General features: G+C 66.4%; 20 protein-coding genes. 3 read left to right on the forward strand and 17 right to left on the reverse strand.

The genetic code is table 11. The features are described from left to right. Window position 1 precedes the first annotated feature (1 nt). The 17 genes from ftsL to AX767_RS07030 form a co-directional block, all read right to left on the reverse strand. Window positions 2–337, reverse strand: coding sequence for a cell division protein FtsL (gene ftsL / locus AX767_RS06950; protein ID WP_068629865.1), 336 nt, complete (start codon window positions 335–337; stop codon window positions 2–4). Window positions 338–346: 9 nt separating this feature from the next. Then, window positions 347–1,270, reverse strand: coding sequence for a 16S rRNA (cytosine(1402)-N(4))-methyltransferase RsmH (rsmH, locus tag AX767_RS06955; RefSeq protein WP_068629867.1), 924 nt, complete (start codon window positions 1,268–1,270; stop codon window positions 347–349). A gap of 9 nt (window positions 1,271–1,279) precedes the next feature. Then, entirely contained in the window at window positions 1,280–1,708 is a 429-nt protein-coding gene (mraZ, locus tag AX767_RS06960) for a division/cell wall cluster transcriptional repressor MraZ (RefSeq protein WP_068629869.1), read from the reverse strand. A 260-nt stretch (window positions 1,709–1,968) separates the two neighbouring features. After that, window positions 1,969–3,291, reverse strand: coding sequence for an ATP-dependent protease ATPase subunit HslU (gene hslU, locus AX767_RS06965; RefSeq protein ID WP_068629871.1), 1,323 nt, complete (start codon window positions 3,289–3,291; stop codon window positions 1,969–1,971). Window positions 3,292–3,302: 11 nt separating this feature from the next. Then, the gene (hslV, locus tag AX767_RS06970) at window positions 3,303–3,848 is read right to left on the reverse strand and encodes an ATP-dependent protease subunit HslV (RefSeq protein ID WP_068629873.1); all 546 of its coding nucleotides are present in this window, start codon (window positions 3,846–3,848) and stop codon (window positions 3,303–3,305) included. Between the two features lie 67 nt (window positions 3,849–3,915). Continuing rightward, window positions 3,916–5,517 (reverse strand): STAS domain-containing protein, encoded by a 1,602-nt coding sequence (locus tag AX767_RS06975; RefSeq protein ID WP_068629875.1) that lies wholly within the window; start codon window positions 5,515–5,517, stop codon window positions 3,916–3,918. 48 nt (window positions 5,518–5,565) lie between these two features. Further along, a complete protein-coding gene (dksA, locus tag AX767_RS06980) occupies window positions 5,566–6,396 on the reverse strand; it encodes an RNA polymerase-binding protein DksA (protein ID WP_237288586.1) in 831 nt (276 codons plus the stop codon). A 275-nt stretch (window positions 6,397–6,671) separates the two neighbouring features. Next, complete coding sequence (locus AX767_RS06985) at window positions 6,672–7,727, reverse strand: CobW family GTP-binding protein (protein ID WP_068629878.1); 1,056 nt, start codon at window positions 7,725–7,727, stop codon at window positions 6,672–6,674. Between the two features lie 68 nt (window positions 7,728–7,795). Continuing rightward, window positions 7,796–8,998, reverse strand: a complete 1,203-nt coding sequence (locus AX767_RS06990; RefSeq protein WP_068629880.1) for a class I SAM-dependent rRNA methyltransferase — start codon at window positions 8,996–8,998, stop codon at window positions 7,796–7,798. Further along, window positions 8,995–9,927, reverse strand: coding sequence for a tyrosine recombinase XerC (locus tag AX767_RS06995; protein WP_068629882.1), 933 nt, complete (start codon window positions 9,925–9,927; stop codon window positions 8,995–8,997). The genes AX767_RS06990 and AX767_RS06995 overlap by 4 nt, the downstream gene beginning before the upstream one ends. Next, window positions 9,911–10,516, reverse strand: coding sequence for a YdcF family protein (locus tag AX767_RS07000; protein WP_068629884.1), 606 nt, complete (start codon window positions 10,514–10,516; stop codon window positions 9,911–9,913). Before AX767_RS07000 ends, AX767_RS06995 begins: the two co-directional genes overlap by 17 nt. An 8-nt stretch (window positions 10,517–10,524) precedes the next feature. Then, the gene (locus AX767_RS07005; RefSeq protein ID WP_068629886.1) at window positions 10,525–11,214 is read right to left on the reverse strand and encodes a DUF484 family protein; all 690 of its coding nucleotides are present in this window, start codon (window positions 11,212–11,214) and stop codon (window positions 10,525–10,527) included. 13 nt (window positions 11,215–11,227) lie between these two features. Continuing rightward, window positions 11,228–12,106 (reverse strand): diaminopimelate epimerase, encoded by an 879-nt coding sequence (gene dapF / locus AX767_RS07010; protein ID WP_068629888.1) that lies wholly within the window; start codon window positions 12,104–12,106, stop codon window positions 11,228–11,230. Between the two features lie 26 nt (window positions 12,107–12,132). After that, the gene (locus AX767_RS07015; protein ID WP_068629890.1) at window positions 12,133–12,756 is read right to left on the reverse strand and encodes an FMN-binding negative transcriptional regulator; all 624 of its coding nucleotides are present in this window, start codon (window positions 12,754–12,756) and stop codon (window positions 12,133–12,135) included. Window positions 12,757–12,864: 108 nt separating this feature from the next. After that, window positions 12,865–13,647 (reverse strand): helix-turn-helix domain-containing protein, encoded by a 783-nt coding sequence (locus tag AX767_RS07020; RefSeq protein ID WP_082754893.1) that lies wholly within the window; start codon window positions 13,645–13,647, stop codon window positions 12,865–12,867. Window positions 13,648–13,717: 70 nt separating this feature from the next. After that, entirely contained in the window at window positions 13,718–13,984 is a 267-nt protein-coding gene (locus AX767_RS21550; RefSeq protein WP_168164812.1) for a hypothetical protein, read from the reverse strand. A gap of 30 nt (window positions 13,985–14,014) precedes the next feature. After that, a complete protein-coding gene (locus tag AX767_RS07030; protein ID WP_068629896.1) occupies window positions 14,015–14,908 on the reverse strand; it encodes a LysR substrate-binding domain-containing protein in 894 nt (297 codons plus the stop codon). A 98-nt stretch (window positions 14,909–15,006) separates the two neighbouring features. On the opposite strand from AX767_RS07030, the gene AX767_RS07035 reads away from it, so the two are divergent. The 3 genes from AX767_RS07035 (at window position 15,007) to AX767_RS07045 (ending at window position 17,524) form a co-directional block, all read left to right on the forward strand. Next, entirely contained in the window at window positions 15,007–16,209 is a 1,203-nt protein-coding gene (locus tag AX767_RS07035) for an MFS transporter (protein WP_068629898.1), read from the forward strand. A 25-nt stretch (window positions 16,210–16,234) separates the two neighbouring features. Continuing rightward, a complete protein-coding gene (dkgB, locus tag AX767_RS07040; protein WP_068629900.1) occupies window positions 16,235–17,047 on the forward strand; it encodes a 2,5-didehydrogluconate reductase DkgB in 813 nt (270 codons plus the stop codon). A 159-nt stretch (window positions 17,048–17,206) separates the two neighbouring features. Further along, window positions 17,207–17,524, forward strand: coding sequence for a hypothetical protein (locus AX767_RS07045; RefSeq protein ID WP_068629902.1), 318 nt, complete (start codon window positions 17,207–17,209; stop codon window positions 17,522–17,524). Window positions 17,525–17,528: the final 4 nt, after the last annotated feature.

Consider the following 17,528-nt stretch of genomic DNA (forward strand, 5'->3'; position numbering starts at 1 on the left):
CTCAACGCACCCGCTTCGCAGGCTGCGCGGCCGAAGCCGGTGGCGCAGGCGCCACCACTGCAGGGATCACCGAACCGTCGGGCCGCACGTACTGCGTGATGGCCGGCGTGGTCGTGCGCATCTTGAGCTGCTCCTTGGCGAGCTTCTCGACACGCAGCGGCGTGGCCTGTGCGCGTTTTTCCACTTGCAGGCGGTCGCCATCGAGCTCCAGGCGGCGCGCCTCGTTCTGCACCCGATCGAATTCGGTGAACAGCTGACGCGACTGGTACTGCGTGTGCACGAGGTAGAGCGCCGTGGCAATCACGGCGATCAGCAGGAGCAGGTTGAGGCGCGCCATGTCGGTCGGTCAGGCGGCGGTGCGCTCGGCCACGCGCAGGATCGCGCTGCGCGAGCGCTTGTTGCCAGCGACTTCGGCGGCCGACGGCTTGATGCGGTCGAGCACGCGCAACTTCATCACCGTCGGCGCGGCGAACGGCGCACGGCGGTCGTAGACCTCCTTCGAGTGTTTGGCGATGAACTGCTTCACGATGCGGTCTTCCAGCGAATGGAAGCTGATCACTGCGAGGCGGCCGTTGGGTTGCAGCACGTCGAGGCTCGCGTCTAGCGCCTGTTGCAACTCTTCAAGCTCGGCGTTGATGAAAATCCGAAGAGCCTGAAATGTGCGCGTTGCAGGGTTCTGGCCCTGCTCGCGGGTTTTGACCGTGCCAGCCACGAGCTCGGCCAGCTCGGTGGTGGTTGAAATTGGGCCCCGTTCTTGTCGGCGAGCATCAATCGCCTTTGCAATCTGAACAGCAAACCGTTCTTCGCCATAGTCACGAATCACCTCTGCAATCTGCTGGATTTCGGCCGTTGCCAGCCACTCGGCCACGCTCTCGCCGCGCGTGGTGTCCATGCGCATGTCGAGCGGGCCGTCGAAACGAAAAGAAAAACCCCGTGCGGGGTTGTCGATCTGGGGAGAGCTGATGCCGAGGTCCATCAACAGGCCGGCGACGCTGGCCCTGGGCAACTGCCCGAGCTCCCGGAATCCCTGGTGTCGGATGGAAAAACGCGCATCGGTGATGCGCGCTGCTTCGGCGACCGCTTCCACATCCTTGTCGAATGCGATGAGCCGGCCCTCCGGGGCCAGCCGCGCGAGGATTTCGCGGGCATGGCCGCCCCGTCCGAAGGTCGCGTCGACGAAAGTGCCCGACGCCGGCGTCGCCGCATCGGGAAAGAGCGCTTCCACCGCTTCGTTCAACAAGACGGTTGTATGGGTCCATGGCTGGGTCACCGCTGGCTCTCAGAACGAGAAGTCCTGAAACACGTCGGGCATGTCGCCCTGCGTCGCTTCGGCTTCCTTGGCGTCGTAGGTCGCCTTGTCCCAGAGTTCGAAATGGTTGCCCATGCCGAGCAGCAATGCATCGCGGGTGATGCCGGTGGCGGTGCGCAGTTCGGGCGACACCAGCACGCGGCCGGTGCCGTCCATTTCGACATCCATCGCGTTGCCTAGAAAGACGCGCTTCCACCATTGGGCCGACATCGGGAGCGCCGCGATCCGCTCGCGAAACTTCTCCCACTCGGGCCGCGGGAACACCATGAGACAGCCGTGCGGATGCTTGGTGATCGTGAGATGGCCGGCGGCGGTCGCGCTCAGGACGTCACGGTGCCGGGTCGGCACCGATAGCCTCCCCTTGGCATCCAGACTGAGCGATGAAGCGCCTTGAAACACGAAAACAGAACCCCGGTTGTGGGACGTGTCCGGCATCCAGAACGGGCGCTCGACGACACTTTTTCCCACTTAACTGCACTTTTTTCCACTGTAGCAGGAAACAACTCCGGCGCAAGAAGCGACCGAGGCTATTTTTTGTAATGGAATCAACGACTTAGCACCGCTTTCGAAGACTCGAAAACGGTGAATTTCGTTGCAAATGAAGTACTTAGCTCACGCAATGAATGTGATGCGTGAAGCGCCGTCGCGGCGCGCGGGGCTCAGAGGATGAAACGAGAGAGGTCTTCGTCGTGACTTAGTGCCGCAAGCCGGCCGTCGACGTAGGCTGCGTCGATGCGGATCGACTGGCCTTGCAGCTTCATCGCATCGAAGCTCACTTCGTCGAGCAGGCGCTCCATCACGGTCGACAAGCGGCGCGCACCGATGTTTTCGGTGCGCTCGTTCACCTCGAAGGCGATGCTCGCGAGCCGGGTGATGCCGTCGGGTGTGAAGTCCAGCGTCACGCCTTCGGTGGCCAGCAGCGCCTGGTATTGCTTGACCAGCGACGCACGCGTCTGCGTGAGGATGCTCTCGAAATCGGCGATCGACAGCGACTGCAGCTCGACCCGGATCGGAAAGCGCCCCTGCAGCTCGGGAATCAGGTCGCTCGGCTTGCTCAAATGGAACGCGCCGCTCGCGATGAACAGGATGTGATCGGTGCGGACCACGCCATATTTGGTACTGACCGCCGTGCCCTCGACCAACGGCAGCAGGTCGCGCTGCACGCCCTGGCGCGAGACCTCCGCGCCCTGCGCCTCCGACCGGCTCGCCACCTTGTCGATCTCGTCGATGAACACGATGCCGTTCTGTTCGGCGTTGGCGATGGCCTGGGCGCGGATCTCTTCCTCGTTGACCAGCTTGGCGGCCTCCTCGTCGATGAGCAGGCGCATGGCCTCGGCGATCTTGAGCTTGCGCGTCTTGCGTTGGGTCTGGCCCAGCTGGCCGAACATGCCCTTGAGCTGCTCGGTCATTTCTTCCATGCCGGCCGGACCCATGATCTCGAGCGGGGGGCGGCTCTCGGCCAGGTCCAGCTCGATCTCCTTGTCGTCCAGCGCATGTTCCCGCAGTTTCTTGCGGAACGCCTGGCGCGTCGTGTTGCCGGTATCGACGACGGCGCTGTCGGTGGTGCGGGCGGGCGGGAGCAACACGTCGAGGATGCGATCCTCGGCGGCGTCTTCGGCGCGCACGCGCACCTTGACGCTCTCGCTCTCGCGCGTCTGCTTGACCGCGATTTCGGCCAGGTCGCGAATGATCGAATCCACGTCCTTGCCGACGTAGCCGACCTCGGTGAACTTGGTCGCCTCGACCTTGATGAACGGCGCATCCGCGAGACGCGCCAGACGGCGCGCAATCTCGGTCTTGCCGACGCCCGTGGGGCCGATCATCAGAATGTTCTTGGGCGTGATCTCGCCACGCAACGGTTCGCCGACCTGCTGGCGCCGCCAGCGGTTGCGCAACGCGATCGCGACCGCGCGCTTGGCATCGGGCTGACCGACGATGTGGTTGTCGAGTTCGGAGACGATTTCCTGGGGGGTCATGGACATGGTGGGCAGGCTCAGAGCGTCTCGACCGTGTGGTTCATGTTGGTGTAAATGCAGAGTTCGCCGGCGATCTCCAGCGATTTCTTGACGATCTGCTCGGCGGTCAGATCGGTGTTGTCCAGCAAGGCCTTGGCCGCGGATTGCGCGTACGCACCGCCGGACCCGATCGCGATCACGCCGCTTTCGGGCTCCAGCACATCGCCGTTGCCGGTGATGATGAGCGAGCTGGTCGCGTCGGCCACGGCCAGCATGGCTTCCAGTTTGCGCAGCACGCGATCGGTGCGCCAGTCCTTGGTGAGCTCGACCGCGGCGCGGGTCAGGTTGCCCTGGTGTTTTTCGAGCTTGGCCTCGAAGCGCTCGAACAGCGTGAACGCGTCGGCGGTGGCGCCCGCGAAGCCGGCGATCACCTTGCCGTGATAGAGCCGGCGCACCTTGCGCGCGGTGCCCTTGATGATGATGTTGCCGAGTGTGACCTGCCCGTCGCCCCCGATCGCGACCTGGTCGCCGTCGGGGGTTTTGCGACGAACACTGACGATGGTGGTGCCGTGAAACTGTTCCATCGAAGCCATATGGGATGTGCTCCCACGATTGCAAGGCCGGCGCGGCCGGACGCAATGTCCGGACTTTTCAGTCGTGGCGAGCGGTGATCACCGCATGGTCGGCGATGCCGACCACACCGAAAAACGCGACGATCAGGCGGTGCGCATCGATGAACTCGGCGCGATGACCGCGCCCGTCGCGCTCGGTCACCCAGGCCAGCAGGCTGCCGGCGGCGGCGAGATCGATGCGAACCAGCGCCGAGCACGAGATTATCGGCGCATCGGCGTCTGCCAGTTCGGATTCGAGTCGTCGCCACACCGCCGACGATTCGCCGCCGAGCTCGCCGATCAGCGCCGGGTGACCGGGCTCGACCGGCGCATCGTCCTCGTCGTCCACGCCAGCCAGCGTGAATGAAGGCAGGGCCACCTTGGCCGGCCCAGGGCCAGGGGCGTCGATGGCCGCATAAAGCCCCACCGGGTCTTCCCAGGGCGGCGGCGACACTTCGTAGGTGATGCAGTAATTGAGCGCGGCCAGTTCGAAATCGTCGGCGTCGTGCATGACGCGCAAGGCTTCCATGCGCAGTTGCCACCAGTCCGCATCGACACTGCGTTCATTGGACGGTGTGGCTGCTTCGAGCACCGCCCGCAGGCGCGACGCCCCGACGAAACGAAGCTGCACGGGCGACGCAGTCCAGTGCGCAAAAAGACTCTTCAGCGGCGCGGCGGCATCGGGCTCGATGCCCGTCAGGGCGCGCCAGTCCAACGTCCAGGTCGGGCCTCCGGCGGCAGCCAATGCGCGCGTGAGTTCGCCCAATCCCTCGCGGCTCAGCCGGGCCGGGCTCACCCAGTCGACCCCTTCGGGCGAGGCGCCGTGCGCGGACGCACCTTGCGCTGCGGCGGTGAGCGCGGCCTGCTTGTCGCGCGCCAGTGCCCGCAACGAAAGCCATGGCGGGCCCTGCTTCTTGAGGCGCTGCGCGTAGCGGGTGCTGGCGGCGACGAACTTTTCGGAGTCGCCTGTCGCACGGTAGAAATCGAGCAACCCGAGCCAGGTTTCGTCGTGGTCGGCCTGCGCGCCATCGGGCGCGAGCGCTTGCAGGAAGATGGCTTCGGCACCGGGGTCGTCCCCGTGGGCAAAGCGGATCGACGCTTCCTGCAGCGCGCTGTCGTAGACCAGCTTGGCAGGATCCAGCCTGCCGAGGCTGCTGATCGCCGCATATTCCGCGGCCTTTGCGTCTTGCGCCGTGTAGGGCGCCGTATCGGCGTAGGCACGCACGTGTTCGGCCGCCATGTCCGCCGGCGCTGCGCCCTCGCCGTTGGGCCCGCGCCCTTTCCACCACTGCTGCGACATCTGCTCTTCGATCTCGTCGATCTTCTTGAGCGTGAGTGCGCGGCCGTCCGATTTGCCGTGCGTGCTGCTGACGTTGAACGACGATGGCGTGGCCGACGGGTCGCGCGCACCGGCCGCCTCGCGCTGGCGCAGCTTGCGCAGCATGTCGAATTCGCGGCGGCGCACGAAATCGTTGCGCTGCCGCCGCTCGATCATTTCCTTGAGCGCTTCACGGCTGTAACCGCCGTTGTCCGCCGCAGCCGGGTCGGAGTCCTGCTCGTCGAGTTCGGACCAGTCCTTCAGCGGATTGCGGACGAACTTCGCCACCTTGGAAAACAGACGACTGGGTTCTTCCTTGGCCATTCGGGTGTGCGGGAGGGGCGGGTCTGGGCAGGTGGCGGTTGGTGGGGATCAGTCGCCGAACATCTTCTGCTTGAGCTCGCGCCGTTGCTGCGCTTCGAGCGACAGCGTGGCGGTCGGGCGCGCCAGCAGGCGGCCGACGCCGATCGGCTCGCCGGTCTCGTCGCAGTAGCCGTAGTCGCCGGCGTCGATGCGCTGGATCGATTGCTCGATCTTCTTCAGCAGCTTGCGTTCGCGATCGCGCGTCCGCAGTTCAAGCGCGTGCTCTTCTTCGATGGTGGCGCGGTCGGCCGGATCGGGCACGACGACGGTGTCTTCGCGCAGGTGCTCGGTGGTTTCACCGGCGTTTTCCAGAATGCCGCGCTTCAGCTCGATCAGCTTCAGGCGAAAGAACGCCATCTGCTTGTCGTTCATGTACTCCGAATCGGGCATCGCGATGACTTCGGCATCGACCAGTTCCTGGGCCGTCTTGGTCTTCCAGTTGTTGGCGAGCTTCGGGTCTTTCTTGACGGCCACGTGCGGCGGCGGCACCAGTGCGGTCGACACGATCTGCGTGAAGCTGGACTTCGCAGCGGTCGACGCGATGGATTGCGGCATCGACGGCACGGTGAGTTGCGACAGGCGCGACACCCGACCTCCGCGCGCCGGCACCGGCGTCGCGGGGATGGAGGTGATCGGTGTAGGTGTCGCCGGGGCGGGAGAAGTGGCGGCAGCCGTTTTTTTCATGGGAATCGCAGGAGATTTGGAAGGAGGGGGCGGGGGGGCGGATTTGACGGCCTTGGCCGGTGAAACCTTTTTCGCCGCAGGCGCAGCCTTCTTGGCGGCCGGCGCCTTGGCGGCGGCTTTCGAAGCGGGCTTGGCCTGAACGGCAGGTTTCTTCACGGTGGCTGGATCCTTCGACGAACTGGAACGCGCTGTCACGGGTATCTCCTCCCATGGGAACCGCTCCGGGTTTATCGACCTCGCGGGCTCCACGTTGTCAGGGTGCTCGCCCCCGGCAGCTCAGGGGTTATACCTCTGAAATCCAGCCGAAAACGCGCGCTTTCCTGCGCCAAAAGCCGTATCTCGCCCCTTGGAGGGCAAGGCATGGCGCCGGAACAGGCGCGCGATTGTATATAGAGAAGTCGAAAGGATGGGGCGACTGTGGGGCGGTCGTGTCAAACAAGGCACTGATCGAGGCCTTGCTCGAGGATTTCGCGCGGCATGTCGATGCCGATGAACACCATGCGGCTCTCGCGCGCTTCCTCGGCGCCCCAGGCCGGCCCGAGATCGCTGCCCATCAGCTGGTGCACCCCTTGGAAGATCACCTTGCGCTCGGTGCCCTTCATATTGAGCACACCCTTGTAGCGCAGCATGCGCGGGCCGTAGATATTGACGATGGCGCCGAGGAAGTCTTCGAGCTTGGCCGGATCGAACGCCCGATCGGTCTTGTAGACGAAGCTTTTGACGTCGTCGTCGGTGTGATGGTGGTGGCCGCCTTCACCATCCGCGCCGTGTGCATGCGACGGATGGTCGCAGTGCTCGCCGTGCGCATGGTCGTGGCCGGCGTGGTCGTCTTCCTTCAGGAAGTCCGGGTCGATGTCGAGCTTGGCGTTCAGGTTGAAGCCACGCAGGTCGAACACGCTGGTGAGCGGCACCTCGCCGAAATGCACCTTCTGCTGCGGTGCGCGCGGGTTCATGTGCTTCAGGCGATGGATGAGCGCGTCGGTCTCTTCGGCCGACACCAGCTCGCTCTTGCTGATGAAAATCTGATCGGCGAAGCCCACCTGACGGCGCGCTTCCTGGCGGTCGTTGAGTTGCTGCGGCGCGTGCTTGGCGTCGACCAGCGTGAGGATCGAGTCGAGCAGATAGCTCTCGGCGATCTCGTCGTCCATGAAGAAGGTTTGCGCCACTGGGCCGGGATCGGCCAGGCCGGTGGTCTCGATCACTACGCGATCGAAGTCGAGCAGGCCCTTGCGCTTCTTGGCGGCCAGCATCTGCAGCGCCTCGCGCAGGTCCTCCCGGATGGTGCAGCAGATGCAGCCGTTGCTCATCTGGACGATCTGCTCCTTGCTTTCGGTCACCAGGATGTCGCTGTCGATGTTTTCTTCGCCGAACTCGTTCTCGATGACCGCGATCTTCTGGCCGTGGGCCTCGGTCAGGATGCGCTTGAGCAGCGTGGTTTTGCCCGAGCCGAGGAAGCCGGTGAGGATGGTGGCGGGAATGAGGGCCATGACGTAGCTCCGGGAGAGGAAACAGGAAAACAGGAAAGGGCCGGAAGTTTAGGCCGCAACAAGAACCCTTATTTGCGCACGACCACCAGCCCCTTCAAGTACTCTCCTTCGGGAAATTCGATGGTCATCGGGTGGTCGGGCGCGGCGCCGAGCCGTTCGCTGATGTAGCCGTCGACGCCCGCATCCAGCCCCGCACCGGCCACGATCTTGTGGAACAGGTCGGCACCGATGCCGCCCGAGCAGCTGAACGTGAACAGCACGCCGCCCGGCTCCAGCAGCTTGAGCGCGAGGCGGTTGATGTCCTTGTAGGCGCGCGCGGCGCGCTCGGCATGCGCTGCCGTGGGCGCGAACTTCGGCGGGTCGAGCACGATCGCGTCGAAGGTGCGGCCTTCTTCGATGAAGCGGCGCAGAGATGCGTTGACATCCGCATCGAGAAAATCGCAGGCAACGCTCTCGAACCCGTTGAGTGCGACGTGCGCTTTCGCGCGCTCCAGCGCGAGCAGCGACGAATCGATCGACGTCAGCGTCGCGCCTTCGAGCGCGCCGGCCGCCTTGAGCCCCGCGAGCGCCGCGACCGTGAAGCCGCCGGTGTAGCAAAAGCAGTTGAGCAAGCGGCGAAATCGGCGGTGCTGTGCGATCTCGGCGAAGCGCTTGCGGCTGTCGCGCTGGTCGAGGTAGAAGCCGGTCTTGTGGCCGGTCGCGATGTCGAGCGTGAGCTGCCAGTCGTGCTCGCGGATCGCGATCTCGGTCGGCCCGTCCCCGCGCAGCCAGCCGGTGACCGGCTTCAGCCCTTCGCGCTCGCGCCCGCTCGCATCGGAGCGTTCGTAGAGCTGCGTGAGCCCGGTCGCGGCCAGCAGCGCATCGGCCAGCACGTCTTTCCAGCGCTCGACGCCGGCAGCGCCGAATTGCGCGACCAGCGTGTCGCCGTAGCGGTCGACGATCAGCCCCGGCAGCCCGTCGGCCTCGCCGTGCACGAGGCGGATGCCGTCGCTCTGCAGGTCGAAATACCGCCGCGCGTCGACAGCGCGCGTGCAGAGCGCCGCGAGAAACGCCGCGTCGATGCGCTGCGGCTCGACGAAGCTCCATGCACGCGCACGAATCTGCGACGTCGGGCTGAACGCCGCCCACGCCAGGAACTCGCCGTCGTGCGATTCCACGCGCACCGTTTCGCCGGAATCGGCGCCACCGCGTGCGATGGCGGATTCGAAGACCCAGGGATGGCGTCGCAGCAGGGATTTTTCCTTGCCGGGCTTGAGGCGGAGGGTTTTCATTGGTTGATGTCTTTGACTTTGGCCCGGGGATGGAACGCGTCGTAGGTCTTGGCCAGATGCTGGAAATCGAGCCGGGTGTAGACCTGCGTCGTCGTGATGTTGGCGTGGCCCAGCAGTTCCTGCACCGCGCGCAGGTCGCTGCTGGACTGCAGGACGTGGCTCGCGAACGAGTGCCGCAGCATGTGCGGATGCACCGGCGCCGCGAGGCCGGCTTTCAGGCTGCGGTCGCGCAACAGCTTCCAGACCGCCTGGGCCGACATGCGCCGGCCTTTCGCGTTCAGGAACAGCGCCACGTCGTCGTGCGTGCCGCGCAACGCGAGCCATTCGCCCAGCGCCGCAGCGGCCTTGCTGCCGACCGGCACGCTGCGCCGCTTGCTGCCCTTGCCGAGCACGCTGGCCTCCAACGCGTCGAGGTCGACCCAGCCTTGCGCGGTGGCGCTGGCACGCGCGTCGAGCCCCGTCAGCTCGCTCACGCGCAGGCCGCAGCCATAAAGCAGCTCGACGATCGCGCGGTCGCGTGCTTCGGTTCGGGGGTCGGCGGCGGCATCGCGGTGCTCGGCCAGCTGCACCGCGTCGTCGACCGGCAGCGCCTTCGGCAACGGTCGGCCGGCCTTGGGCGCCTTCACGTCCTGCACCGGGTTGCCGGGCACCAGGCCTTCATTGCCGAGCCAGCGAAAAAAGCTGCGCCAGCACGACAGCACCAGCGCGATGCCGCGCGGCTCGCGCCCGGCGCCGTGCATCTGCGCCATCCAGCGCCGCACGTTCGCGGGCTGCACCTTGTCGAACGCGAGGCCGGCTTCGGTCGCCTTCTCTTGCAGCGCCTGCAAATGGATCGCGTAGATGTCGACCGTGCGCGCCGCGAGCCGGCGCTCCACGCGCACATGCGCGAGGTATTTCTCGACCAGCGCGCTGTCAGTGCAAGTAGCCATGGCCCGCATTGTTGATGATGGCCAGCGGCTCGCGCAACGCACCCTTGAACGCCATGCCCCAGCGCGTCCAGCAGGACGATGGCGCAGCCGCGTATTGAACGTCGAATGCGCGGTCGAAACCGCTCGCCCGCACGAGCCGCTCGACGCGCCATAGGTGGTACGGCTCCGACACGACGATCACGCGCTTCACGCCCGCGGCCTGCAGCATCGGAAGCGAGAGCGAAAGGTTCTGGCGAGTCGACTGGGAAGCGCGCTCCAGCACCATCGGCCCGGTGTAGCCGGCCTGCTGTGCATGCGTCTGCATCACCTCGGCTTCGATGCGTCCGTCTTCCCGGTCGACGCCGCCAGAGAACACGAGCCGGGGCACGCGGCCCGCCTGCGCGAGCGCCAATGCCGCGTCGACGCGGCCGGTCAGGCAGGGATTGGGGCGACCGTGCAGGTACGCGCGGTTGCCCAGCACCAGCGCCGCATCAGCGTTTCGAAGCGGCGGATTCGCGAGTCGTTCGGCCGCGGTGCGCCACACCATGAGCCAGATCGCGGCGTACCCCACGACACCGGCCGCCAGCGCCGCCAGTGCCCAGCGGCGCAAGGACCGACTCAAGGCCGCAGCCGCGACAGCGCGCCCGAGGCCAGTTCGGCAATGCGTTCCAGGAAGTCGGTGCCCATCTCGGCGTTGAAACGCGCGGCATCGGGCGACGCGAGGATCAGCAGGCCGAAGGCCGGTGCCTCGGGCTCGGGGCGCAGCGGGATCAGCGCAATCGACATCGCGGCGCGCGCGTCGCCCAGCCAGTTGGCCGCTTCGAAGCCCGAGTTGAGGCCGCAGTACGGTGAGGTCAGCGAGGTGGCGAGCGCCTTCACGTCGTCGCTCACCCACTGTGCATAGGCCTCGTTGAGGTAGCTGGCTTCACAGTCCCACACCTTGATCGCGACTTGCGGCACGAGAAAGATCGATTCCAACTGGTCGACGATCTGGTAGGGCAGGCCGCGCGGGTCGCGCGTGGTCAGCAGGCCGCTCGTCCAGCGCTGCAGGCGGTCGGCGGTCACCACGTTCTCGGTACCGTGGCGAACCATGTCCATCAGGCGATGTTCCAGCGCCTTGATCTTCTCGCGCAGCATCTCGGCCTGGCGCTCCTGCAGGCTCACGGCGCGGTTGCCGTGCGGGCTCGTGAGCTGTACCTGCGACAGCAACTGCGCGTGACGCTCGAAGAAATCGGGCGTGTTGGCGAGGTAGTTGGCGATGTCGTCTTCGGTGATCGGGTTCATGGCGTCGTTGATGTCTTGGGGCATGGTGTGTCTTGGTTCAGGGCAGGTCGGGCACATCGATATGGCCCTCGAAAACGGTAGTGGCCGGGCCGGTCATGAACACAGGGGTTCCTTCGCCTGCCCATTCGATGGTGAGCACGCCGCCGTGCGTCTGCACGTCGACCCGCGCATCCAGCAGGCCGAGGCGAATGCCGGCAACCACCGCGGCGCAGGCGCCCGTGCCGCACGCCAGCGTTTCGCCGGCGCCGCGTTCGTACACGCGCAGCGCGATGTGCGCGCGGGACCGCACTTGCATGAAGCCGGCGTTGACGCGCTGCGGAAAGCGCGGATGGTGTTCGATCAGCGGGCCCTGCGTGGCCACCGGCGCGGCTTCGGCGTCGGCCACGATCTGCACCGCATGCGGGTTGCCCATCGACAGCACCGCGACAGAAACGATCGCGCTTTCTGCCCGCGTGCCGAGCGCCAGGTGCCACTGGGACCATGACCCCTCGTCCGTCACCGGCGTCAGGCCGGCGGTATCGAACGGCACGCGCTCGGGCTCGAACACCGGCGCGCCCATGTCGACCGTGACGCGACCGTCGGCACCCATGCGCGGCGCGATCACGCCGGCCAGCGTCTGGACGCGAACCTGTTCCTTGTCGGTCAGCCCGTGCTCGCGCACATAGCGCATGAAGCAGCGCGCGCCATTGCCGCACTGCTCCACCTCGCCGCCGTCGGCGTTATGGATCACGTACTGGAAATCGATGCCGTCGGCCGGCGACGGACGCACGGTGAGGATCTGGTCGGCGCCCACGCCGAAATGGCGGTCGCCGAGAAACCGGTATTGCGCCGCGCTCAGGCCGAGCGAGCCGCGCGTTTCGTCGAGCACGACGAAGTCGTTGCCGGCGCCTTGCATCTTGGTAAAGCGGATTCGCATCCGCGGATTATCCGCGGCCGGCCACTTCAGGGAGCGATCAGCGCGCCAAGGTCTCGTGCAGCGCCGGAGGACTCCCGCTGCAGATGCGCCACGATGCTGCGCCGATCGGCTTCGGTACGCTGCTGCGAAAGAAAACGCTTGCCGACGAGCTCGCTGAGATCGATCTCAAAGCCAATCAACTGGGCCGCCATCTCGTCGACGAACGACCCCGGCGCTTCCGCGAGCGACCATGGCCGATCGCGCCGCGCCTCCTGTTGCGCGGTCAGCGCGGCCAGATGAGTGACCACCCAGTCGGCGGAATCGACGAAGCGGATGCGGCCCCGGGCCTGTACGACCACGTAGTTCCAGCTCGGCGCCACCCGCCCGCTGCGCTGGCCGTTCACATACCAGCGAGGGGAAACATAGGCGTCGGGCCCGCGAAAGATGGCGGTCATTTCCGTCCCTTGCGGCGTCCCGGTGGCCAGCGGATGGTGGCGGGCCACATGTCCGCGCAGTCGACCGCGCGGGCCGCCCGCCGCAAATTCAAGCGGCAGCAGCTCGACGGCAGGCCCAGACGCGCAGGCGCTGACCAGGGTCGCGAGCGGGTGCCTCCCGATCAGGGCCTGCAGTTCGTGCCCGGCGGTGATGGCAAAGAGCGATTGGATGTGCATGGATGTGAGTTCGGCGATGAGGCCAGCGATTCTGTCCGGAGAGTTTCTCCCGGCAGGCGGTCGAGGTCTTGAAAGTTCCGGCCACCCAGCGCACCCGTGCCCGTCACGCTATCCGACGATCGGCGCTTCCCGCGGGAGCGACGGCGTGAAGCCGCCAAAACGGCGGAACTCGCGCGTCATGTGCGCCTGATCCGAGAAGCCGGCTTCGAAAGCGAGCGCACCCAGCGTGTCGACGTCACCCGCTTTCAAGAGCCTCATGGCACGCTGAAAACGCACAATCCCGGCGAGACAGCGCAAAGGGAGGCCGGCGGCAGCCAGGACGTCACGTCGCAACGTACGGGACGCGACACCGTCCTGCGCGGATTGCAGGCGCGCCTCGGGCGGGGCCGCCTGCACGACTTCGATCGCGGCCATTGCACGTGCGTGCCCGGCGCCCGGTCGCGCACGAGCGCTCGCGGCACGAACTGCGGCCACCAGCGCATCGCGGAGGTCAGGCACGGTGGGCGCTTTGAGGATCGAATCCGCATCGATGCCGGTTTGACGCACCACCTCCCGGCCGACCAGCACCCGGTTGCGCAACGCAGCCGGATCGACGCGGAGACAGGCACCACCCCAGCCGATCCGGAAGCGCACGCCCAGACTGATCTGTCCGGCGCGCGCAACCATCGTGCCCGGCACGTCGCAGGGCCCGGCCAATGCGAGCCAAACTCCGGAGAGCGCGCCATCTTCGGTTGGAAGGCAATGCGCGACCAGATCCATACGACCGTCCGGCAGGACCCACTGAGGTTGGGAACTGGCCGACCGATAACACCACAGTGCTTCGACGTGCCCATCGTCCAACGGACCGCGTGGGAGTTCTTCGTAGGGTGCGCGCGCGGCCGCTGGGTTCATGGTCCGCAATGGTAAGCATCCGGCTCGGCCGACGCGCACCGAACACGGTCGCAACCGCCGACTTCAGCCGTCAGCGCAGAGTTGCCAACAAGGTCCGTGCGAATTCGACGATCGAGGTCACGGCGCCACCCTTGGACGAGACGCCTGCCGTTCGGGGCCACTGCCCGCCGGCCGTGCGTCGCGAAGCCAGCACGCCGACCAAGCCTTGAATGTCCGAGCCGGACAGCCCGCTGTCGCGGCAAACGCGAACCAAATTTGTCGAATGGAGCATGGTGAACTCAGGCAAAACAAAGTCTTGATGCAGGCAGATACGCGGCGCTTCAGCAGCTGGATTCACGGGCCAGCAAGAGTCAGCGTGTGACAAGGGTCAGGCGGATTTCTCGAGCCGCCTCGCCAGGAAATCCAGGAAACACACGATGCGCCCTGCCAGTTGGGTATTCCGGTAGTAGACGGCGTTGACCGGCTGCCGCCCATCCACCGTTTCCTTTGCCAGCACCTGCACCAGATCACCGTGTTCCCGATCGGCGCCGGTCATGAAGTCCGACAGGCATGCCAAACCGGCGCCCTGCAACGCAAGGTGCCGCAGCGTTTCGCCGCTCGACGCCCGGATGGAGGGCGCGATGTGCCACTCGTCGCCGTGCGCGCCGCGCAGCGGCCAGCGATTCAACGCCTCGGGCTGGTTGAAGCCGAGCAGCGCGTGCTGCGCCAGGTCGGCCACGCGCTTCGGCTTGCCATGCTCGGCCAGGTACGCCGGGCTCGCGAGGATGCGCAGCCGGCTGGTGCACAGCGGGCGCGCATGCAGCGTGGAGTCGCGCAGTGCGCCGATGCGGATCGCGATGTCGGTGCGCCGCGCCAGCAGATCGATGTTGAGCTCGTCGGTGTCGAGCTCCAGCGTGATCTGCGGATAGGCCTGGCGGAACGCGGGCACCAGCGGCACGATGGCATGCAGCATGAACGGCGTGGCGGCGTTCACGCGCAGCAGGCCCGACGGTTGCCGGCGGCGCGCGGCGATCTGCTCTTCGGCGTCATCGATCGACGCGAGGATCGCCCGGGTGTGCGCGAGAAAGGTCGCGCCCTCTTCCGTCAGCGCGATGCGGCGGGTGGTGCGGCGCAGCAGCGTCGTGTCGAGCTTCTTCTCCAGCCGACCGAGCGCGCGGCTGACGCCGGAGACGGTCTGGCCCAGCTGGTCGGCAGCGGCGGTGATGGAGCCGGTGCCGACCACGGCGGCGAACGCCTGCAGTTCTTCGAGGGTGGTCTTCATGACTGTTGATTCTGAATCAACAGTCTTTGACCCACTACGGGGTTTTTCTGCAAGGAAGATCGGCCGACACTCCGGGCAACTTCCACGGAGCGCATTCCATGCCCATCGCCCTTCTCGCGCTGACCCTCAGCGCCTTCGCCATCGGCACGACCGAGTTCGTGATCGTCGGCCTGCTGCCCACTGTGGCGGCCGACCTCGGCATCAGCCTGCCTTCCGCGGGCCTGCTGGTCAGCCTCTACGCGCTGGGCGTGGCCATCGGCGCGCCGGTGCTGACGGCGCTCACCGGCCGCGTGCCGCGCAAGGCGCTGCTGCTCGGCCTGATGGCGCTCTTCACCGTCGGCAACCTGCTGGCCTGGCAAGCGCCGAGCTACGAGACGCTGGTCGCGGCGCGCGTGCTCACCGGCCTCGCGCACGGCGTGTTCTTCTCGATCGGATCGACCCTCGCGACCGGCCTGGTGCCCAAGGAGAAGGCGGCGAGCGCCATCGCGATCATGTTCACCGGGCTCACGGTGGCGCTGGTGACGGGTGTGCCGCTCGGCACCTTCATCGGCCAGCACTTCGGCTGGCGCGAGACCTTCCTCGCCGTCTCGGCGTTGGGCGTGATCGCGTTCATCGGCAGCTGGCTCTTCGTGCCCAAGAACATCCGCCACGCACCGCCCGCATCGCTGGCGCAACAGGCCAGAGTGCTGGCCGAGCCGCGACTGTTGCTGGTGTATGCCAAGACGGCGATCGGCTACGGAGGCTCGTTCATCCCGTTCACTTTTCTCGTACCGATCCTCACCGACGTGTCGGGCTTCAGCGCCGGCGCGGTCGGCTGGGTGATGCTGGTCTACGGCCTCTCGGTGGCGGCGGGCAACCTCTGGGGCGGCAAGCTGGCCGACCGGCTGGGCCCGATCCCCGCGCTGAAAATCATCTTCGCGTTACTCGCCGCCGTGCTGCTGGTGTTCCAGTTCACCGCGCCGCACAAGTGGCTGGCGCTCGCCACGGTGATGGCCTGGGGCGCGGTCGCCTTCGGCAACGTGCCGGGCCTGCAGGTCTACGTCGTGAAGCAGGCGGAGCGCTTCGCGCCGCAGGCGGTCGACGTGGCCTCGGGCCTCAACATCGCGGCGTTCAATCTCGGCATCGCCGGTGCGGCCTGGGCCGGTGGACTGATCGTCACCCACCTCGGCCTGATTCACACGCCATGGATCGGCGCGTTGGTGGTGCTGGTCTCGCTCGCCCTCACGCAATGGAGCGGAAAACTCGACCACCGCAACGGCATTCCCGTACGCACCGACGGCGCGATTCCGGTCGGCCACTGACCACTTTTCAAAGGACAACGACACCATGAACACGAACACCCTCCCCGCCTTCGGCCTCGGCACCTTCCGCCTCAAGGACCAGGTCGTCATCGACTCGGTCAGCACCGCCCTCGAACTGGGTTACCGCCTCATCGACACCGCGCAAATTTATGGCAACGAAGCCGAGGTCGGCCAGGCCATCGACGAGAGCGGTGTGCCGCGCGACGATCTCTTCATCACCACCAAGATCTGGACCGCGAACTACGCGAAGGACAAGCTGGTGCCGAGCCTGAAGGAGAGCCTCGCCAAACTGCGCACCGATCACGTCGACCTCACGCTGATCCACTGGCCGTCGCCGAAGAACGCGGTGCCGGTCGCCGAGTTCATGGGCGTGCTGGCCGACGCAAAGGCGCAGGGGCTGACCCGGCAGATCGGCGTGTCGAACTTCACCGTCGCGCTGATGAAGGAAGCCATCGCAGCGGTCGGCGCCGACGCCATTGCCACCAACCAGGTCGAACTGCATCCGTACCTGCAGAACCGCACGGTCGCGGAGTTCGCACAATCGCAGGGCATCCGCATCACCTCCTACATGACGCTCGCGTACGGCAAGGTTCTGCACGACCCGGTGATCGAAGCCATTGCCGCTGCGCACGGCGCCACCACCGCGCAGGTCGCGCTGGCCTGGGCCATGCAGCTCGGCTATGCCGTGATTCCGTCGTCGACCCGACGCCAAAACCTCGCCGGCAACCTGAAGGCCCAGACGCTGAAATTGAGCGATGTGGAAATGGCGCAGGTCGCAGCGCTCGATCGCGGCGAGCGCCTCACGAGCCCGGAGAGCCTCGCACCGGCCTGGGACTGATGGCACGGGCAACGCCAAGCGCCGACATCCATCTGCCCACAACGCGCGTACTGGAATGGCGGAGTGGCGGCGTGCGCAAAAGCGCTTGTCCTACTGCGAGGTCACGCCGGCCTGTCAGGCTGGCGCCTTGAATCCACACCATCCATCCAGGAGCTCATCATGAACAAAGTACTCGCAGCATTGCTTACCGGTCTCTTCGCCGTCGGCGTCTATGCCCAATCCAGCCCGCCGGGCGTCGCCGTGCCACCGAACACCCCGGGCGTCGCGGGGGACCGCGCCACCGCAGCTGGCGAAATGCGCAAGGACCGTCGTCCGGCCGGTATCGCGAAACCACGTTCGGGCGACCGGCCGATGGTGGCCGAAGGCGGCGCAGTGGGCGCAGACAAAGCCGCGGTCGCCGGCGAAATGCGTGCAGAAACGCGCGACGAGCGCCGCCCTGGCAAGCGTCCGTCGATGCAAGGCGGCACGCCGAAGTAATCTG

Source organism: Variovorax sp. PAMC 28711 (assembly GCF_001577265.1).
Taxonomy (GTDB): Bacteria; Pseudomonadota; Gammaproteobacteria; order Burkholderiales; family Burkholderiaceae_C; genus Variovorax.

Excerpts from the sequence above, each read along its gene's own strand:
- ftsL (WP_068629865.1), bottom strand. The coding sequence starts at position 337 with ATGGCGCGCCTCAACCTGCTCCTGCTGATCGCCGTGATTGCCACGGCG.
- hslU (WP_068629871.1), bottom strand. The coding sequence starts at position 3,291 with ATGTCCATGACCCCCCAGGAAATCGTCTCCGAACTCGACAACCACATC.
- hslV (WP_068629873.1), bottom strand. The coding sequence starts at position 3,848 with ATGGAACAGTTTCACGGCACCACCATCGTCAGTGTTCGTCGCAAAACC.
- AX767_RS06975 (WP_068629875.1), bottom strand. The coding sequence starts at position 5,517 with ATGGCCAAGGAAGAACCCAGTCGTCTGTTTTCCAAGGTGGCGAAGTTC.
- AX767_RS06985 (WP_068629878.1), bottom strand. The coding sequence starts at position 7,727 with ATGGCCCTCATTCCCGCCACCATCCTCACCGGCTTCCTCGGCTCGGGC.
- AX767_RS06990 (WP_068629880.1), bottom strand. The coding sequence starts at position 8,998 with ATGAAAACCCTCCGCCTCAAGCCCGGCAAGGAAAAATCCCTGCTGCGA.
- AX767_RS06995 (WP_068629882.1), bottom strand. The coding sequence starts at position 9,927 with ATGGCTACTTGCACTGACAGCGCGCTGGTCGAGAAATACCTCGCGCAT.
- AX767_RS07005 (WP_068629886.1), bottom strand. The coding sequence starts at position 11,214 with ATGCCCCAAGACATCAACGACGCCATGAACCCGATCACCGAAGACGAC.
- dapF (WP_068629888.1), bottom strand. The coding sequence starts at position 12,106 with ATGCGAATCCGCTTTACCAAGATGCAAGGCGCCGGCAACGACTTCGTC.
- AX767_RS07015 (WP_068629890.1), bottom strand. The coding sequence starts at position 12,756 with ATGCACATCCAATCGCTCTTTGCCATCACCGCCGGGCACGAACTGCAG.
- AX767_RS07020 (WP_082754893.1), bottom strand. The coding sequence starts at position 13,647 with ATGAACCCAGCGGCCGCGCGCGCACCCTACGAAGAACTCCCACGCGGT.
- AX767_RS07030 (WP_068629896.1), bottom strand. The coding sequence starts at position 14,908 with ATGAAGACCACCCTCGAAGAACTGCAGGCGTTCGCCGCCGTGGTCGGC.
- AX767_RS07035 (WP_068629898.1), top strand. The coding sequence starts at position 15,007 with ATGCCCATCGCCCTTCTCGCGCTGACCCTCAGCGCCTTCGCCATCGGC.
- dkgB (WP_068629900.1), top strand. The coding sequence starts at position 16,235 with ATGAACACGAACACCCTCCCCGCCTTCGGCCTCGGCACCTTCCGCCTC.
- AX767_RS07045 (WP_068629902.1), top strand. The coding sequence starts at position 17,207 with ATGAACAAAGTACTCGCAGCATTGCTTACCGGTCTCTTCGCCGTCGGC.